We start from the raw sequence: 16682 nt of genomic DNA on the forward strand, positions 1-16682 counted from the left end.
TAAGATGGAATCAAACACAAATTTTAACCGTCGCCGTTTTCTCGGCATAGCTGCGCTCACGTTTGCAGCCACCAAACTTTCTCCTTTAACGGCGCTGGCAGCTACCGGCAGCAGCAACAGAAACAACTATAAAAGCACTCAAGGCACATTTGACCAGATCAAACAGATCAGGGCAGGTGTACTGGATGTGGGTTATGCAGAAGCCGGTCCGGCGGATGGACAGCCCGTTATCCTGCTTCATGGCTGGCCTTATGACATCCATAGTTATGCAGAAGTAGCCGGTATCCTGGCAGCAGCAGGCTACCGCGTCATTGTTCCTCATTTGCGCGGTCATGGCACCACACAGTTCTTATCTGCACAGACCTTCCGGAATGGCCAGCAGGCTGCCGTTGCCAGCGATATCCTTTCGCTGATGGATGCACTCCATATCAAAAAAGCCATCCTTGGCGGATTCGACTGGGGCGCCCGCACCGCCAATATTATCGCGGCATTATGGCCGGAACGCTGCACTGCCATGGTTTCTGTGAATGGTTATCTTATCAATAACCTCGAAAGAAATAAACAGCCCTTGCCGCCAAAAGCAGAATGGGGATGGTGGTACCAGTATTACTTCGCTACCGATCGCGGTAAACTGGGCTACACCGCTAACTGGTACGACTTCAACAAACTGATCTGGAAAAATATTTCTCCGAAATGGGATTTTACAGAAGAGACGTATCAACGCGCAGCAGCCTCTTTCAAAAACCCGGACTATGCAGCCGTAGTAGTTCACAACTACCGCTGGCGGCTAAGTCTGGAGCCAGGAGAAGCACAATACGATGCCATTGAAAAACAGCTGGCTGCCGGCCCTGCTATTTCCGTTCCTACGGTTACACTCGACGGCGATGCAGATGGCGTTGTACCCGCCAGCAATGGCTCCGCCTTTGCGGCAAAATTCACCGGCAAACATACGCATCATGTAATTAAAGGCGCTGGTCACAATCTCCCACAGGAAGCACCCGAAGCATTTGCAAAAGCAATTATCGAAGCACATGGCTTTGCCATTTAAACCATTACTCATGCAACTCTCCCACCGCACCATCAGAAGATCCAGTATAGTTATAGGCATATTCACCCTGTTTGTTATTGCGATCCAATTTATAGGGAAACGGGTAGAAAATCCGCCTGTCACAGCGCCATTAAAGGCTCCGGCCGAAGTAGCGGAAATTCTCCGCCGGGCCTGTTACGACTGCCACTCCAATGAAACAAAGCTGACCTGGTACGATAACATTGCACCCGTGTCATGGCTTATATCCTCCGATGTAGCGGAAGCCCGTTCAAGGTTTAATTTCTCTACCTGGGATACCCTGTCGCCCGCAGATCAACAGGGTCGTTTATGGGAAATGGTAAACATGGTACAGAATGGTAAAATGCCTTTAGCCACTTACATTGCCGCACATCCCGCTGCGAAGCTCACCGCAAAAGATCTGGCTGTTCTGAAAAAGTACGTGACAGATGGTAGTCCTTCGAAATACCATGATACCGCAGTGATCAACCAGGCTGATAAAGAATTTCATTCCTTTCAGAAAACAAATACCGCTGATCTCGTGGCCGCCAACGGTGTAAAATATATTCCCGATTATCAGAGCTGGCAGGTGATCAGCACTACCAATAGGTTCGACAATCACAGTATCCGTGTGGTGTATGCCAATCCGATTGCGGTGAAAGCGATCCAGGCAAACAATATCCATCCTTTCCCTGAAGGCAGCGCCGTAGTGAAAGTGGTGTGGAACAGCATCGAGGAGCAAAATGGAGATATCACACCTGGCTCATTGAACAGTGTGCAGATCATGATCAAAGACAACAAGCGTTTTGCGGATAGTAAAGGCTGGGGGTACGCAAAATTCAATGGTATCAACCTAAAACCTTACGGCAGCACACCCATGTTTAATACCACCTGTTACAACTGTCATAAAGCTGCCAGCGAAAATGATTACCTGTTTAATCTTCCGCTGCCCAAGAGCGGATTAAAATAAACTACCTCTAAATAAAACCGTATGAAAAATATTTTGTTCCTTCTTTTTCTTTTAACGGCTGCAAGTGCCTGCCAGCCGTCAGTTCGGGAAGCTGATACCCGGGAGATGTTTAACGCAGAAGGCCTTCGTGTCATCACTTCTTTCGCCAATACACAACAACAAACCATGTCCGTATTGTATGGTAATGAAAGTGCCTCTGCAGCTGCATTATCCGGATATCAGACACATCTTCCGGGGGAGATATTCCGCCTGGTGGTGTACAAACAAACCGATAACAGGCTTTGGTACGGCAGTCATATCAACGGCGCCCTGCTAAGTGTAGAAACAATTACCAGCGGCGATCAGCTGAACTACAAACTGGAGAAAGGCCACGTATCCGGCGACAACACCAGTGCGTCAGACCGCATTGCTTACATATTCTCGCACAAACCGTCTGTTTTCCCGTGAGACTTTTGCCGCGGATAAAAAGAGTGAACTTAACTTTTTTAATGGTGGCGTAAAATCGATACTTTTATCTCCTCTGATTGATTTGCTATAAATGAAAAAAACAGCGCTTAAAATATCTCACGCCACTATCTGGATCAGCTCCATTGTACTGGGGCTGTTGTCCTCTGTGCCGCAGATTGCCGAGCATCATTTCAATGTGGCGGAAGCTGCGGTGAACGCAGGTTTAACGGCTACCTTCGCCGTGCTGATGTGGTATTTCAACATCTTTATGTTATCACGCCGTGCTGACAAGCCCCGGCAACAAAGTATCTCTTACTGGAACCTGATCAGCAGTCTGCTCTTTGGACTGGTAGTGATGCTGGGACTGGCCTGCATTCAGCAGCTGATCCTGTCGCATATCAACTTTGGCCCGGTAATGCTGATGGTGGAAGTCAGAGGTATCCTGATCAACCTGGTGTTTTATATGTTCCTGCACCTGCTACAGCAGAACTACGAGAACCAGCATGTAAGTATGGAACTGGAACGCATCAAAAGCGATAACCTCAGTGCACAATACGAATTACTGAAACAGCAGGTGAATCCGCATTTCCTGTTCAACAGCCTGAATACACTGAAAGCGATGGTGGAAAGCGGCGAAGAAGAATCTGTTGATTTCATCATCAAACTATCGAACTTCTACCGGTTTACGCTCGAAAGCCGCAAGCTGGATCTGATTCATGTAAAAGAAGAAATGGAGATCCTCAACGCTTACCTGTTTCTGCAAAAAGCAAGATTTGAAGATGGCTTCACATTTAAAAATACACTCGGTGAAAAAACGCTGGGAACGCTGATTCCCCCTTTCACCTTGCAATTGCTGGTAGAGAACTGTATCAAACATAATGTGGTGTCACTCGAAAAGCCGCTGCATATTACTATCTATGAGGAGGACGATAAGATAGTGGTAGAAAATCCTATTCAACAGAAAACAAAAGATCCCCATTCGCTGGGTGTGGGACTTAAAAATATTGACCTGAGATATAGCCACCTGCTTCATCAACACATTGAAATTATTGATGACGGCAAGGTATTTCAAATCAAACTTCCGCTTATTTATGAATATCATCATCATTGAGGACGAGCTGAAAACGGCGAAGTCGCTTGAGAATATAATACTTGGATTAAGACCTGCTGATAAAATCATCGGGCAATATCAGAGTGTATCTGCTTCCGTTACTGCACTTACCGAAGGTCCGATGCCGGATCTTATTTTTATGGATGTACAACTGGCAGATGGCCTTTGTTTTGAGATCTTTAAATCTGTAAAGATTACCTGCCCGGTTGTGTTTTGCACGGCGTACGATGAATACTCCATGGAAGCGTTTAAAAACAACGGCGTGGATTATGTGCTAAAACCCTTTGCCAAACAGGATATACAGGAAGCATTGCAAAAGGTGGACGAACTGAAAAACTTTTTCCAGCAACGTGCCCTTCCAGACCTGGGCGACCTGCTCTCCAAATTGAGTGTTCCCAGTGGGAAAACCAGCTTTCTAGTTTTTAAAAATCAGAAGTACAAGACCATCAGTATCGATGAAATTGCATTCTTCTATATCCACAATGAGCTTACCTGGATCATGTGTTTTGACAAGCAACAGTTTTCTGTGAACCAGTCGCTGGACCAGATCACGCAGGCTGTATCTGCGAAACAGTTTTTCCGGCTTAACCGCCAGTACCTGGTCAACTTCAAGGCCATCAAGGAAGTGGAGCCTTATTTTTTGCGTAAGCTGTATGTAAGACTTGTCATTGAAGCGCCGGATAAGTTGCTGGTGAATAAAGAAAAATCGCATAGTTTTCTTTCCTGGATGGAAGATCGCTGAGTATATTTTTTCCCGGCTTTATCGTCCCGGTTGGGGGCTGAAAATGTCTGCCTGCCACCTTTTCCGCTTACTTACGCTCTTAACAGCCAGTACTTTTGAATCAAACAAAATTCAAAAGATATGAACCAGGTAAAAAAGTCGGCCATAGGCGCCGCGTTCGTGCTTTCGCTGATAACTGCGTTATTTGTAAGTCGCAGTATCGCTTCAAAAAAACAGGATCATCCGGGTGGAGGCAATGGCTTTGCCGTACTGGAATTATTTACATCAGAGGGCTGTTCCAGTTGCCCGCCCGCAGATGCGCTATTGGCGCGTATCCAACAGGAAGCCGGTAATAAACCCATCTATATCCTGGCTTACCATGTAGACTACTGGAACCGCCTTGGCTGGAAAGATATCTTCAGCAATCCACAATATTCCAAACGTCAATATCAATACAGCGAGCAGTTAACCGGTCAGGTATATACGCCTCAACTGGTGATCAATGGCAAATCGTCCTGTATAGGATCAGATGAGTCTGCGGTGAACAGTGGTTTGTCAGAGGCATTGAGCGGCGCTACAGGTTTAGGTCTTGACATCAAAGGGCAATTGCAGCCTGGTAAGGTAAAATTGAATTACCAGCTTACCGGCGATGCCCGTAACACCGAATTGCTTATTGCCGTAGTACAAAAACATGCAGTGAGTAAAGTAGCGAGAGGAGAAAATGAAGGACGTACGCTGTCGCATGTGCAAATAGTGCGCGACCTGCAAACATTCCGGGTTGGCGCTGACAGGCAAGGTTCCGTGCAAATCACGTTGCCTGGTGATTTCACTACACAGGAGTGGGAACTGATAGGCATGATCCAACAGCCGAAAACCGGTGTGATGGAGGCGGCAACAAGAGTAGTCGTTTCTCAGTAAACACCAGGTCAAGACATAAAAAAAGCCCGGATTTTATCCGGGCTTTTTTATGTCTAAAATAAAAGAATGATTAACGGGCGAACTGTGCATCCAGTCCCGGATATAATTTCCGGAACATCAGATAGGTAACAGTTACCATTACGAAAGCGATTACCGCATCGAGTGTAGCAGTCAAACCGATAACACTCAGTTTTGAACCAAAAGCAAAAATGATATCAAAGAAAACACCTGCGAATACCCATTCTTTCAGGCGGAGTAATTTTCCGGGGATCAGCAAAACGGCTACGCCGGAGAGTTTGGCAATACCCAACAGATAAATAAAGTGCGGAGGATATCCCAGTTGTTGGGTAATTCCCCAAACGATCGGGTTACCGGTGATTTCAAAAAAGCCGCTTGCGCCAAACCAGAGAGAGGTCAATACGGTTCCTATCCAATAAATAGTAGTGATGGTTTTCTGTGTCATGATTTTAGTGATTTAGGTTGTTAATGACACAAAATTGCGATGGGATGGCTGAATAGTCCAGCGGATATAGGTTGAAGCGGACAAATACGGCGGTTGATCAGACATCAGGCGGCGTGATATCAAAAGTGAAACATCCTTTTGGGGTATCATGGCATAATTTTGTATTTTCGGATACATTGAAGAACCCAGTATGACCCAGATTAACAACACGTTCCCCAAGCGGGCAATCTATAGATCGAAACAAACAACAGCCCTTCTTTCCATTATGCTTTTATCAGGCTTATGCAGCCAGGCGCAAAAGTTATTTGATCAGTTAACCGTACCGAAAGACGGCCCTGAATACTATGTGACCATTGATGGAAAGGGCCCTTACCGGGTTAAGATAAATGATATTCCTTTCTTCACATTTGAAAAAGGTGATGGGAGTATGACTTTTATAGCCAATCATGCCATTCCTTCAAGCGGCGAACAACAAATCGCCATAGAAGCAGAGCCCGGCAGCAACATCCGGGAGGCTTCTATTTCCAGGCACCGGTGGACAGCTGCCGGAAGCCAGCTGGATAGTGTTTTATGGAAGAGCAATCAATCCTTCTCCGGTATTTTTTATGCTACAGTACCTCATGATCTGATTGGATGGAAAAAAAGCAGGGATATTTCATCGAACGAACAATTGCGCAAGGCAGCAGCAACCTGGTTTTCAGATATGATTACGCTACTCAAAGCACATAAAGGGAAGGAGTTTATGGACCGGATCATGCTGGCTGAGCAACAGTCTTTTATTATGAATTACGTGTCAGCTAAGGAAGCCAAAGTGCGCCACAAGGGATGGGAATCGTATATCAATAAAGGAAAATTTGAAGTTGGTAACGAAAAAGATGACCAGGTAGAAATTGTGGGTAACGGCCAACTCATTCATTTGCGTGGAAGCAACAATCAGGGAGGAATTAAACTCCTGAGCTCCGATGGACAGACGACCTACATGGATATTTTTCTGCATTTCCCTTCGGACAAACAGTTGCCGGAAGCGATTATGATTAATTACAGACAGGAAACAAGTGATTTCCGCAAGCGCATCAAATAATGATATTAATGGCACCATCTAATCTATGAGCAAATGGAAATCTTAACGCCCGATCATCTTTCAGATCATTCGATAGTAGTAAAGTCAGACATTTTTCCGGTAGATAAAACCTGGATAGATAGTATTGGTTTGAAACTGAAAGTTATCGATAAGGTAAGCGGCCGTGACAGCTTCCGGATCAGGTATTCAGGACTCAGATACAGCGATGGTTTTCTTGGCCCAGACGGCAAGATCCCGCTTGTTGTTTATGCAACAATGGACGACGGGAAGGAGATATTGATATATGATGAACGGATTCATGGGTATGAGCCCATACTGGTTGAAAAAAAGGACTTTCACGCTCCCCGGTTCCAGCAGTATATCGATCATTCCGGTGCACAGTTGTTCCGCATATATTTCTGTGCGAATTCAAGCATTGATTTTGAGGATGAGTTTACCAGTGATGAAAATGGCCTGATCCATACCCTTGAAGATAAATACCGTAGCCAGGAATGGCTGCGCGCAAATGCATTTGACTATATTGTTGTATTTCTTGAAAATGAAAACGGAGACTTTACCAAACTTATAGAAATGGAACTCGCATAGGTTGCTTCTGAAAGATCGTTGCTTTCCAAATTAACTTTGTGAAAGCTGGCATCTGACCAATAAAAAAGCCTGCAAATTAATTTGCAGGCTTTTTTTCGTCTTGTACCACGTACGGGAATCGAACCCGTGACTCCTCCGTGAAAGGGAGGCGTCTTAACCCCTTGACCAACGCGGCGCATCATTTTCGGATTGCAAATGTAGGATGTTATTTTATATTTCCAAAAAAAATTTTCATAACCTAAATTTATATTGATTAATACTGGTATTGATTGTAAATTCGCCTTCGATTTTTTCATACTCAAATCACGATGTAAAATGGGAACTACTCTCAAAATTGGTATTAATGGTTTCGGTCGTATTGGCCGTTTGGTATACCGCCAGATTTACAAAATGCCCGGCATTGATGTGGTAGCTATCAATGACCTCACCAGCCCTAACGTGCTGGCGCATTTGCTGAAATACGATTCAGCACAGGGTAGATTCGATGCAGAAGTTAAGCATTCCGACAACGCAATCAATGTGAACGGTGAAGATGTGAAGATATATGCACAGAGAGACCCGTCTCAAATTCCCTGGAAGAACCACGACATCGATGTAGTAATCGAATGTACCGGTTTCTTCGCTGACAAGGATAAAGCTGCTGCTCACATCACTGCTGGTGCTAAACGTGTGGTTATCTCTGCTCCTGCTACCGGTGATCTGAAAACTGTTGTTTTCAACGTAAACCACGCTATCCTGGATGGCAGTGAAACCGTTATCTCCTGCGCTTCCTGCACCACCAACTGCCTGGCTCCTATGGCGAAAGTGCTGCAAGACAACTACGGTATCGCTACCGGTTTAATGACTACCGTTCACGCTTACACCAACGACCAGAACACCCTGGATGCTCCTCATCCAAAAGGTGACCTGCGCCGTGCACGCGCTGCTGCTGCCAACATCGTACCTAACAGTACCGGTGCTGCAAAAGCAATCGGCCTGGTATTACCAGAACTGAAAGGTAAACTGGACGGTAACGCACAACGCGTACCTACTATCACTGGTTCCTTAACTGAGCTGACTACCATCCTCAATAAGAAAGTAACTGCTGAAGAAATCAACGCTGCCATGAAAGCTGCTTCCAATGAGTCTTTCGGTTATACCGAAGATGAAATTGTAAGCTCTGATGTAATCGGTATCCACTTTGGTTCCCTGTTTGATGCTACTCAGACTAAAGTAATCACTGTTGGCGATCACCAGATGGTTAAAACCGTTTCCTGGTACGATAACGAAATGAGCTACGTATCTCAGCTGGTTCGTACTGTAAAGTACTTCGCCGGTCTGATCACTAAATAATTATACCATGTACTCCCGGTGCAAACCGGGAGTCTTTAAATTCCGCGGGACTACACCATAGCAGCCATTAGCCAGATTAAACTGGTTGTATACTCGCTTTGTGCTGTTGGTACCGCGGTTTTTTTAATACTGCCCCTTCTCGTTATCTTAAATTGATACATATGAGCAAATTCTCTGATTATAACTTCAATGGCCGCAAAGCCTTGATCCGCGTTGATTTCAACGTGCCTTTGAACGATAAGTTCGAAATCACGGATGATACCCGTATGCGTGCAGCCGTACCTACCATCCAGAAAATCCTGAAAGATGGTGGTGCCGTGATCCTGATGTCTCACCTGGGTCGCCCGAAAGACGGTCCGACCGATAAATATTCTTTAAGACACCTGGTGTATCACCTCGTTTCCCTGCTGGGTGGCGTTACCGTGAAATTCGCGGAAGACTGCGTTGGTCCTGTTGCTGAAAAAGCGGCTGCCGACCTGCAGATGGGCGAAGTACTGCTGCTGGAAAACCTGCGTTTCCACAAAGCAGAAGAAAAAGGTGATGCACAATTTGCAGAACAGCTGTCCAAACTGGGCAACGTATATGTGAATGATGCATTTGGTACTGCCCACCGTGCACACGCTTCCACAGCGGTGATTGCACAGTATTTTGCCCCTGAGAACCGCATGTTCGGTTTACTCATGGAAGCAGAAGTAACCAGCGCTACCAAAGTACTGAACGATGCCGCTTCTCCGTTTACCGCTATCCTCGGTGGCGCCAAAGTGAGCGACAAGATCCTGATCATCGAAACCCTGATGGACCGCGCCAACAACCTGATCATCGGTGGTGGTATGGCTTATACTTTCCTGAAAGCACAGGGTAAAGAAATCGGCAGCTCCCTCTGCGAAAATGATAAACTGGACCTGGCCAATGAGCTGGTAGCCAAAGCAAAGGAAAAAGGAGTAAAATTATTACTGCCGGTAGATTCTATCGCAGCAGATAAATTTGCGCCAGATGCCAATACCCAGGAAGTTTCCAACGATAATATTCCTGCCGGATGGATGGGCCTCGACATAGGACCTAAGTCTGTAGCACTGTTTGCCGAAACAATTGCCGCTTCCAACACCATTTTATGGAATGGCCCTATGGGTGTATTCGAAATGGCTGCTTTCCAGGCTGGTACCAAAGGTGTAGCAGATGCTATTGTAACTGCAACCGCTAAGGGTGCATTCTCCCTGGTAGGTGGTGGCGACTCCGTTGCTGCTGTAAACCAGTTTGGTATTGCAGACAAGGTTAGCTACGTTTCCACAGGCGGTGGCGCATTACTGGAGTTCTTTGAAGGTAAGGAACTGCCAGGTATCGCAGCGATCAGCTAAGCAACCGATATTTATAGAAGCTATTACGGCGATAGGCGTATGCAAAGATTTAATCTTGCGCAGCGTTATATCGCTGTAATAGCTTTTTGCTTTTTTATATCTTGCAACCAATCATTAATACCTGTTGTCATGAATAAACGCTTTCTCTGGTACCCGGCCATCATCGGCGTTTTTGCGGCGCTGATCTGGGTCATCCTTCAGAAGGGACAATCCTTGCCGGTTAACCCGCATACCGTCATTCCGGCTACGCCGGCCACTGTAGCTGCTTCCGGCGGCTGGTGGCGTTATCTCGACAATCTGAAGCATCCGCTGGGCCTGCTGTTATTGCAGATCATCCTCATTATGCTGGCTGCCAGGGTATTTGGGCTCCTTGCCAATAAACTCAAGCAACCCGCCGTAGTAGGTGAAATCATTGCCGGTGTATTGCTGGGTCCTTCCCTGCTGGGCTGGATAGCGCCTTCCTTTTCCGGCTTCCTCTTCCCGGTGGAATCCCTGAAAAATCTTCAATTCCTCAGCCAGATAGGTTTAGCCTTCTTTATGTTCATCGTGGGCATGGAACTGGATATCCAAAAAATCAGGAATAAAGCACATGATGCGGTGATGATCAGTCATGCCAGCATCATTATCCCCTTTTTCCTGGGCGTTTGGCTGGCATATTTCCTCTTTACCCGTTTCGCCCCTGCCAACGTAAGCTTTTTATCATTTGCGCTGTTTATGGGCATTGCCATGAGCATTACCGCTTTCCCGGTGCTGGCCCGTATTGTACAGGAACGTAAACTGACCAATACTCCACTTGGGGTGATGGCTATCACCTGCGCTGCCGCCGATGATGTGACCGCCTGGTGTATTCTGGCCGTAGTAGTGGCTATTGTAAACGCCGGCGGACTGCTGAGCGCCGTGATCACCATTTTGCTGGCCATTGTGTTTGTGACTATCATGCTCACAGTAATAAGACCCTGGTTGAGCAAAACCGTGGAGACGCAGGTGGCCAAAGGCCGTCAGAAAGCAGCCGTTTCCCTGGTGTTTTTTATCCTGCTGATCTCTGCCTGGCTGGCGGAAGTAATCGGTATCCATGCCTTATTTGGCGCTTTCCTTGCTGGAGTGATCATGCCTTCCGGTACCAGTATCAAACAACTGCTGACAGATAAGCTGGAAGATGTGAGTGTTTTACTATTGTTACCCATTTTCTTTGTGTATACCGGCTTAAGAACACATATCGGCCTGTTGAACCAGGGCGATCTCTGGGTTGTTTGCGGTATGATCATGCTGGTAGCAGTGGTAGGTAAGTTTGGCGGCAGTACCATCACTGCACGGCTAATGGGTCAATCCTGGCGCCAGTCGGTTTCCATTGGTGCGCTGATGAATACACGTGGGTTAATGGAACTGGTAGTATTGAATATCGGGTTTGATCTCGGTATCCTATCTCCTGAAATCTTCGCCATGATGGTGCTGATGGCACTGGCTACCACCTTTATGACAGGACCGTTGCTGGACCTGGTAGCATTCAGTGAGAAACGCAAAGGACTGGTAAACGTATAAATAACAGATAAAGACATAAAAAAAAGAGACCGCTGATGATCAGCGGTCTCTTTTTTTATGTCGTATACCCTGCGGGTGATTATTTCTTTTTAGCAGCTACTGTCTTCTTTTTGGCAGTAGTAGTTTTCTTTTTAGCGCCGTAGTGGTGCTTTTTGGTGGTGTGATGTTTTCTGGCAGAAGTAGTAGTAGTTGCTTTTTTAGCTACCGGGCTCTTATCTGCCATTTTCACCGGTGGTGGGAATTTGGATTTATCCACACCTACTGCTTTATCATCCAGTGTCATCTGAACGGATTCTTTCAGCATTTCGTCTTTCTCTGCCATGAACTGTTTCATCTTTTCTTTCGGGATGCGCAGGTCATAGTTGTTTTCGGCGCTGGACATTGCTTTAGAGAAGCCAGGATTGAAGCGGTCCAGTTCGGCCACGTTCATGTCCAGTTTCTTTGCAATTGCTTCCAGGCGGTATTTGCCGGTTACATTAATTTCAACAGTGCTGAAGATCTCATCTTCTGTTAACGGACCTCTTGCCACGGGGGCAGACAGGTTATCTGCTACAGGTACATTAACAGTGATAGTGTTATCGTTATCGTCGCTTACACCGAAGAAGTTATTGAACTTATCGAGAATATAACCGGTAGCGATGAATTTGTACACATGATTACGTGATTCTGCCGGCAGGAAGTATTGCATGCCCCAGAAATCGGTACGTCCGCTGGCTTTGATAGCGCGTTGAACGCCACCTGCACCGCAGTTGTAGGCAGCAACTACCAGTAACCAGTCGTCGAACTGTGCATACAGCTGATTCAGGAACTGTGCGGCAGCCAGGGTAGATTTATAGAAGTCTTTTCTTTCGTCTACTTTCTTACCTACGCTCAAACCGAAGATGCGGGCGGTTCCGGCCATAAACTGCCAGGCGCCTACTGCACCCACCCGGGAGCGGGCATTGATATTAAAGCTGGATTCAATTACAGCGAGGTACTTCATTTCCTCCGGGATACCGTTATCGCGGAACACCTTTTCGATCATCGTGAAATAAGGTTGTCCCTTGTCGATCATGATCTGCAGATGCTGACTATACCGGGTAGCATAGTTACTTACGTAACCGGCAACCAGGTTATTGTTGATCTGTTCATACACTTTCGCGCTACGGATCGTGTTAGGCAGGCTCTGAGCGGCTTTTTTAACAGCCACGGATGTTGGCGATGGCAGTACAGCAGAATCCTTTGGTAAACGTACCTTGTGATTCAGCTTCACTACAGAAGTATCAGGCGATAAAACCGGATACGCCATCTCTTTAGGATTGCTATTGCCTCCCTTTGCACTCACACTCACTAAACTTGTTGCTGGCAACAGCAGTAGTAAAAAGATTTTTCTCATACAATTTATTTTAAACAACAGTAACCTGCTCTTTAGCCATCACCTGATGGGCTATATGTAACAAGTTTGCTTCGCTAAACTTCTTTGTGATGATCTGTACACCGTATGGCATTCCGTTTGAATGCCGGTACAAAGGAACGGATATAGCCGGAACCCCTGCCAGATTTGCCAGTACCGTATAAATATCGGCGAGGTACATGGCGATAGGGTCATCTGTTTTTTCCCCTAATTTAAATGCTGTGGATGGCACAGTTGGCATTAAAATGGCGTCGTATTCTTCTAGTATATCGTTGAGTTTCTCTGTGACAAAACGCCTAACCTGTTGTGCCTTAGTATAATATGCGTCATAGTAGCCTGCACTCAGCACAAAAGTCCCCAGTAAGATACGACGTTTTACCTCTTTACCAAACCCTTCAGATCTACTTTTTTTGTAAAATTCTGTAAGATCCAGGTTTTTTTCAGGGGTTCTGTGTCCATATTTCACCCCATCATACCGGGATAAATTCGAGGAAGCTTCTGCTGTAGTGAGTACGTAATAGGCTGGAACTACGTGGTCAAGGTATTCAAAACTCTTTCCTGATACCGTGTGACCCAATGACTGCAAACTTTCAAAAAAATCAATATAGCCTTCTTTCATTTCTGCGTCCAGACCGTCGTGGTACTGGGCATCTCTTAAATACGCAAATCTGAATGTTTTATTGTCTTCCAGGTTCGCTTTATAATCCGGTACCTCTTTTTGGGAGGCGGTACTATCGTACTCATCCGGACCAGCGATGACTTGTAGAACAGACGCCACATCGGCAATATCCTTGCCAAAAATGCCAATCTGATCAAATGAAGAGGCATAAGCGATGAGTCCGTAACGGGAGATGCGGCCATAGGTGGGCTTTAAGCCTACTATACCGCAAAAATCTGCCGGCTGGCGAACAGAACCGCCGGTATCGCTACCCAGGCTCACCTGGCATAAATCGGCCTGCACCGCAACGGCTGATCCACCAGAGGAACCACCCGGTACGCGGGAGTTATCCAGGGCATTCAGCGTGGGACCATAGGCAGAATTCTCATTGGTAGACCCCATGGCGAATTCATCGCAGTTGAGGTTACCAATGATAATGGCATCTTCTGCCAGCAGTCTTTCAACGGCGGTGGCAGAAAAGAGGGAAGTAAACCCTTCCAGTATATGGGAAGCGGCACTAACATTATGGCCTTGATAGCAGATCACATCTTTAATACCTATCACCACGCCTGCAAGCACGCCCAGCTTTTCCCCGTTTTTAAGGCGGGTATCGAGCGCACGTGCTTTCTCCAGGGCTTCCTCTTCATACACTTCCAGGAAGGCATTCAAATGTTTTAACTGAGCTATACGGTTGAGGTAATAACGCACCCGCTCCGTACAGCTTGTGCTGCCGGCGTATAATGCTTTATGGAAAGTAATTATACTGCTGAATTCAGACAAGACTAAACCAGTTAAAAAATTAAATTAATCAGAAATACTCCAAAGGGAGTTGGCTACAACTATATCTTAGAATGAGTTGCGTCCTCAGTGCTGGTATGCGGCGCATCTGTAGTGGCCGTAGCTGCTGGTTGAACAGGCTTTTCTTTCATACCTTCTTCTATTTCCTGGCGCACATTGTTTTTGGCGTCATTGAATTCACGGATACCTTTACCCAGACCGCGCATTAATTCAGGGATTTTCTTGCCTCCGAAGAGCAGCAATACAACCACGGCAATTAACAACAGCTCGGACATTCCAATATCCTGAAGAATCAAAAATGATGATTTTACAAAAACAGCAGTCATCGTCTCAAATGTTTATAAATGATTAGTCAACAAAGATAGTTGATAAAATCGGCTTTTTCACCTTCACTCCGCTATCCTGCTGTAGTTTTAATACCATTTTAAGCACACGAAAAAAGCGGCACCGGTAATGGTCCCGCTTTTAACAAATTTCCCTGTATTTATACTAAACCCTTTTTTCTTTGATACGGGCTTTCTTACCAGCTCTTTCGCGCAGGTAGTACAGCTTAGCTCTTCTTACTTTACCTACCTTGTTCAACACGATACCATCGATATGAGGAGAGTAAAGCGGAAACAGTCTTTCCACACCAATGCCATCAGAAATTTTTCTAACAGTGAAAGACATTGTTGATCCTGTACCCTGGATTTTCAACACATCACCTTTAAAGGACTGAATCCTTTCTTTATTACCTTCCACGATTTTATAGTTGACAGTGACGTTGTCGCCTGCTTTAAACTTCGGGTACTGTTTGTTAGCTGTCAGTTGTTCGTGAACAAACGAAATTGCGTTCATCTTTCAAATATTTATGGGAGTGCAAAAGTAAGTCAAGAAATAGCATTTACCAAATTAAAAATCAAGAAATTATCTCCGTCAAATGGTAAAGCAATCTATATGACCTATGTATCATTAAGTTATAACAGGTCGGGCCTGCGTTGTTTTGTTCTTTCTATTGATTCCTGGTGTCTCCATTCATCAATCTTCTTGTGATCACCGCTTAGAAGGATCTCCGGCACCTTCCAGCCACGGAACTCTTCAGGGCGGGTGTATACCGGCGGCGCCAGCAGATTGTCCTGGAATGAGTCTGTAAGGGCGCTTGTTTCGTTGTTGAGTACCCCTGGAAGCAATCTGCCAATGGCATCTACCAGCACAGCAGCTCCCAGTTCGCCTCCACTCAGCACATAATCACCGATGGAAATCTCTTTCGTGATAAAATGATCCCGGATACGTTGATCGATGCCTTTGTAATGTCCGCAAAGCATGAGCAGGTTCCCTTTGAGCGACAGCTGGTTGGCCATTTTCTGGTTCAGCGTTTCGCCATCGGGGGTCAGGTAGATCACTTCATCGTACTGAATCTTTGCCTGTAGTGACTCTATAGCATTTACAATGGGCTCCAGCATCATGACCATTCCTGCACCGCCGCCAAACTGGTAATCATCTACCTGGCTGTGTTTCAGGGTAGAATACTGCCTGAGCGGGTGTACATGTATTTCCAGTAATCCTTTGGCCTGTGCCCTTTTCATGATAGAATGGGACAACGGGCTTTCCAGCAGTTCCGGCAATACGGTAATTATATCTATTCGCATATTGCAATGTATTGAATTTCAGCCTTTAGCAGGATATCCGGCTAAAAGCCAGCGGCTACATTTCGGTGTAAAGTTCAATCAGTCCGTCCGGCAGGTTCAGGTGCACCACCTGGTTCTTCTTATCCACCTTTACGAGTGACTGTTCGTTTACCGGCAGCAGGGCTTCTTTTCCTTTGATAAACACCTTTACCAGTACCTGCATGGGCATTTCAATCACTTCTTCAATAGTGCCCAGGGGGCCGTATTGCTGGTCTTCCACCGCAAACCCGAGCAAAGCCAGGGGAGCGGAAGAAGCAGTTTGCTGTTTGAAATCTTCTTCCTGCAGGTATACCTGTGCCGGCATCAGTTTATGGGCAGCTTCCTTCGTATCGATGCCTTCCAGCTTGATGTACACGCTTTCTGTGTCCTTCACCGTTACCTGTTGTACGAAGTAAGGTATAAAGCTGTTTTTCCTTTCTTCCAGGAAAATGACCGTCACGCCCTTTAAGGCGGATCTTTTCCCAAGGCTGTGCCTTAAAAGCAGATCCCCTTGCAGTCCATGCGCTGACGCAAGTTTACCGATACTGAAATAATTACTCATTTGTAGCTGTTCGCTTTTAGCTACCGGCTTTTGTGCGGCCTGGCAGCGGTATGCTGCC

At 46.0% G+C, this 16682-nt stretch carries 18 protein-coding genes and 1 tRNA gene; 11 read left to right on the top strand and 8 right to left on the bottom strand.

The window, feature by feature from the left end; genetic code table 11:
- Positions 1 to 4: 4 nt before the first annotated feature.
- From BMW79_RS00140 to BMW79_RS00165, 6 genes are all read left to right on the top strand, one after another.
- Positions 5 to 1048, top strand: a complete 1044-nt coding sequence (locus tag BMW79_RS00140) for an alpha/beta fold hydrolase (protein WP_089888926.1) — start codon at positions 5 to 7, stop codon at positions 1046 to 1048.
- Positions 1049 to 1058: 10 nt separating this feature from the next.
- Positions 1059 to 2015 (top strand): heme-binding domain-containing protein, encoded by a 957-nt coding sequence (locus BMW79_RS00145; protein ID WP_089888929.1) that lies wholly within the window; start codon positions 1059 to 1061, stop codon positions 2013 to 2015.
- A 21-nt stretch (positions 2016 to 2036) separates the two neighbouring features.
- Positions 2037 to 2462: a hypothetical protein gene (locus BMW79_RS00150; RefSeq protein ID WP_089888931.1), complete on the top strand. Its 426-nt coding sequence runs from the start codon at positions 2037 to 2039 to the stop codon at positions 2460 to 2462.
- A 91-nt stretch (positions 2463 to 2553) separates the two neighbouring features.
- The gene (locus tag BMW79_RS00155) at positions 2554 to 3573 is read left to right on the top strand and encodes a sensor histidine kinase (RefSeq protein ID WP_089888934.1); all 1020 of its coding nucleotides are present in this window, start codon (positions 2554 to 2556) and stop codon (positions 3571 to 3573) included.
- Positions 3554 to 4315 (top strand): LytR/AlgR family response regulator transcription factor, encoded by a 762-nt coding sequence (locus BMW79_RS00160; protein WP_089888937.1) that lies wholly within the window; start codon positions 3554 to 3556, stop codon positions 4313 to 4315. The genes BMW79_RS00155 and BMW79_RS00160 overlap by 20 nt, the downstream gene beginning before the upstream one ends.
- Before the next feature lie 120 nt (positions 4316 to 4435).
- Complete coding sequence (locus BMW79_RS00165; RefSeq protein ID WP_089888939.1) at positions 4436 to 5212, top strand: DUF1223 domain-containing protein; 777 nt, start codon at positions 4436 to 4438, stop codon at positions 5210 to 5212.
- 70 nt (positions 5213 to 5282) lie between these two features.
- Here the strand turns inward: BMW79_RS00165 and BMW79_RS00170 are convergent, their stop codons facing one another.
- On the bottom strand, positions 5283 to 5675 hold the full coding sequence (locus BMW79_RS00170; protein ID WP_089888941.1) for a DoxX family protein: 393 nt from the start codon (positions 5673 to 5675) through the stop codon (positions 5283 to 5285).
- 265 nt (positions 5676 to 5940) lie between these two features.
- Between BMW79_RS00170 and BMW79_RS00175 the strand changes: the two genes are divergently transcribed.
- Both BMW79_RS00175 and BMW79_RS00180 read left to right on the top strand, forming a co-directional pair.
- On the top strand, positions 5941 to 6756 hold the full coding sequence (locus BMW79_RS00175) for a hypothetical protein (protein ID WP_089888943.1): 816 nt from the start codon (positions 5941 to 5943) through the stop codon (positions 6754 to 6756).
- Between the two features lie 33 nt (positions 6757 to 6789).
- Positions 6790 to 7341 (top strand): hypothetical protein, encoded by a 552-nt coding sequence (locus BMW79_RS00180; RefSeq protein WP_089888946.1) that lies wholly within the window; start codon positions 6790 to 6792, stop codon positions 7339 to 7341.
- 103 nt (positions 7342 to 7444) lie between these two features.
- On the opposite strand, the gene BMW79_RS00185 is transcribed toward BMW79_RS00180, so the two are convergent.
- Positions 7445 to 7516, bottom strand: a tRNA-Glu gene (locus tag BMW79_RS00185).
- Between the two features lie 140 nt (positions 7517 to 7656).
- Between BMW79_RS00185 and gap the strand changes: the two genes are divergently transcribed.
- The 3 genes from gap (at position 7657) to BMW79_RS00200 (ending at position 11567) form a co-directional block, all read left to right on the top strand.
- Entirely contained in the window at positions 7657 to 8673 is a 1017-nt protein-coding gene (gap, locus tag BMW79_RS00190) for a type I glyceraldehyde-3-phosphate dehydrogenase (RefSeq protein ID WP_089888949.1), read from the top strand.
- Between the two features lie 161 nt (positions 8674 to 8834).
- Positions 8835 to 10028 (top strand): phosphoglycerate kinase, encoded by a 1194-nt coding sequence (locus BMW79_RS00195; RefSeq protein WP_089888952.1) that lies wholly within the window; start codon positions 8835 to 8837, stop codon positions 10026 to 10028.
- Between the two features lie 129 nt (positions 10029 to 10157).
- Complete coding sequence (locus tag BMW79_RS00200; RefSeq protein WP_089888955.1) at positions 10158 to 11567, top strand: cation:proton antiporter domain-containing protein; 1410 nt, start codon at positions 10158 to 10160, stop codon at positions 11565 to 11567.
- Between the two features lie 79 nt (positions 11568 to 11646).
- Here the strand turns inward: BMW79_RS00200 and BMW79_RS00205 are convergent, their stop codons facing one another.
- The 6 genes from BMW79_RS00205 to rimM form a co-directional block, all read right to left on the bottom strand.
- Complete coding sequence (locus tag BMW79_RS00205) at positions 11647 to 12942, bottom strand: lytic transglycosylase domain-containing protein (RefSeq protein WP_089888958.1); 1296 nt, start codon at positions 12940 to 12942, stop codon at positions 11647 to 11649.
- Positions 12943 to 12952: 10 nt separating this feature from the next.
- Entirely contained in the window at positions 12953 to 14398 is a 1446-nt protein-coding gene (gatA, locus tag BMW79_RS00210) for an Asp-tRNA(Asn)/Glu-tRNA(Gln) amidotransferase subunit GatA (RefSeq protein WP_089888960.1), read from the bottom strand.
- A 59-nt stretch (positions 14399 to 14457) separates the two neighbouring features.
- On the bottom strand, positions 14458 to 14742 hold the full coding sequence (locus tag BMW79_RS00215; protein WP_089888963.1) for a Sec-independent protein translocase subunit TatA/TatB: 285 nt from the start codon (positions 14740 to 14742) through the stop codon (positions 14458 to 14460).
- 163 nt (positions 14743 to 14905) lie between these two features.
- On the bottom strand, positions 14906 to 15253 hold the full coding sequence (gene rplS / locus BMW79_RS00220) for a 50S ribosomal protein L19 (RefSeq protein ID WP_079473603.1): 348 nt from the start codon (positions 15251 to 15253) through the stop codon (positions 14906 to 14908).
- Between the two features lie 119 nt (positions 15254 to 15372).
- On the bottom strand, positions 15373 to 16044 hold the full coding sequence (gene trmD / locus BMW79_RS00225) for a tRNA (guanosine(37)-N1)-methyltransferase TrmD (RefSeq protein WP_089888966.1): 672 nt from the start codon (positions 16042 to 16044) through the stop codon (positions 15373 to 15375).
- A gap of 55 nt (positions 16045 to 16099) precedes the next feature.
- Positions 16100 to 16624 carry a ribosome maturation factor RimM gene (gene rimM, locus BMW79_RS00230; protein WP_089888969.1) on the bottom strand — a complete coding sequence of 175 codons (525 nt, stop codon included), beginning with the start codon at positions 16622 to 16624 and terminating at the stop codon, positions 16100 to 16102.
- Between the last annotated feature and the right edge of the window lie 58 nt (positions 16625 to 16682).

Origin of the sequence: Chitinophaga arvensicola, from assembly GCF_900110835.1 — a bacterium.
GTDB classification, from domain to species: domain Bacteria; phylum Bacteroidota; class Bacteroidia; order Chitinophagales; family Chitinophagaceae; genus Chitinophaga; species Chitinophaga arvensicola.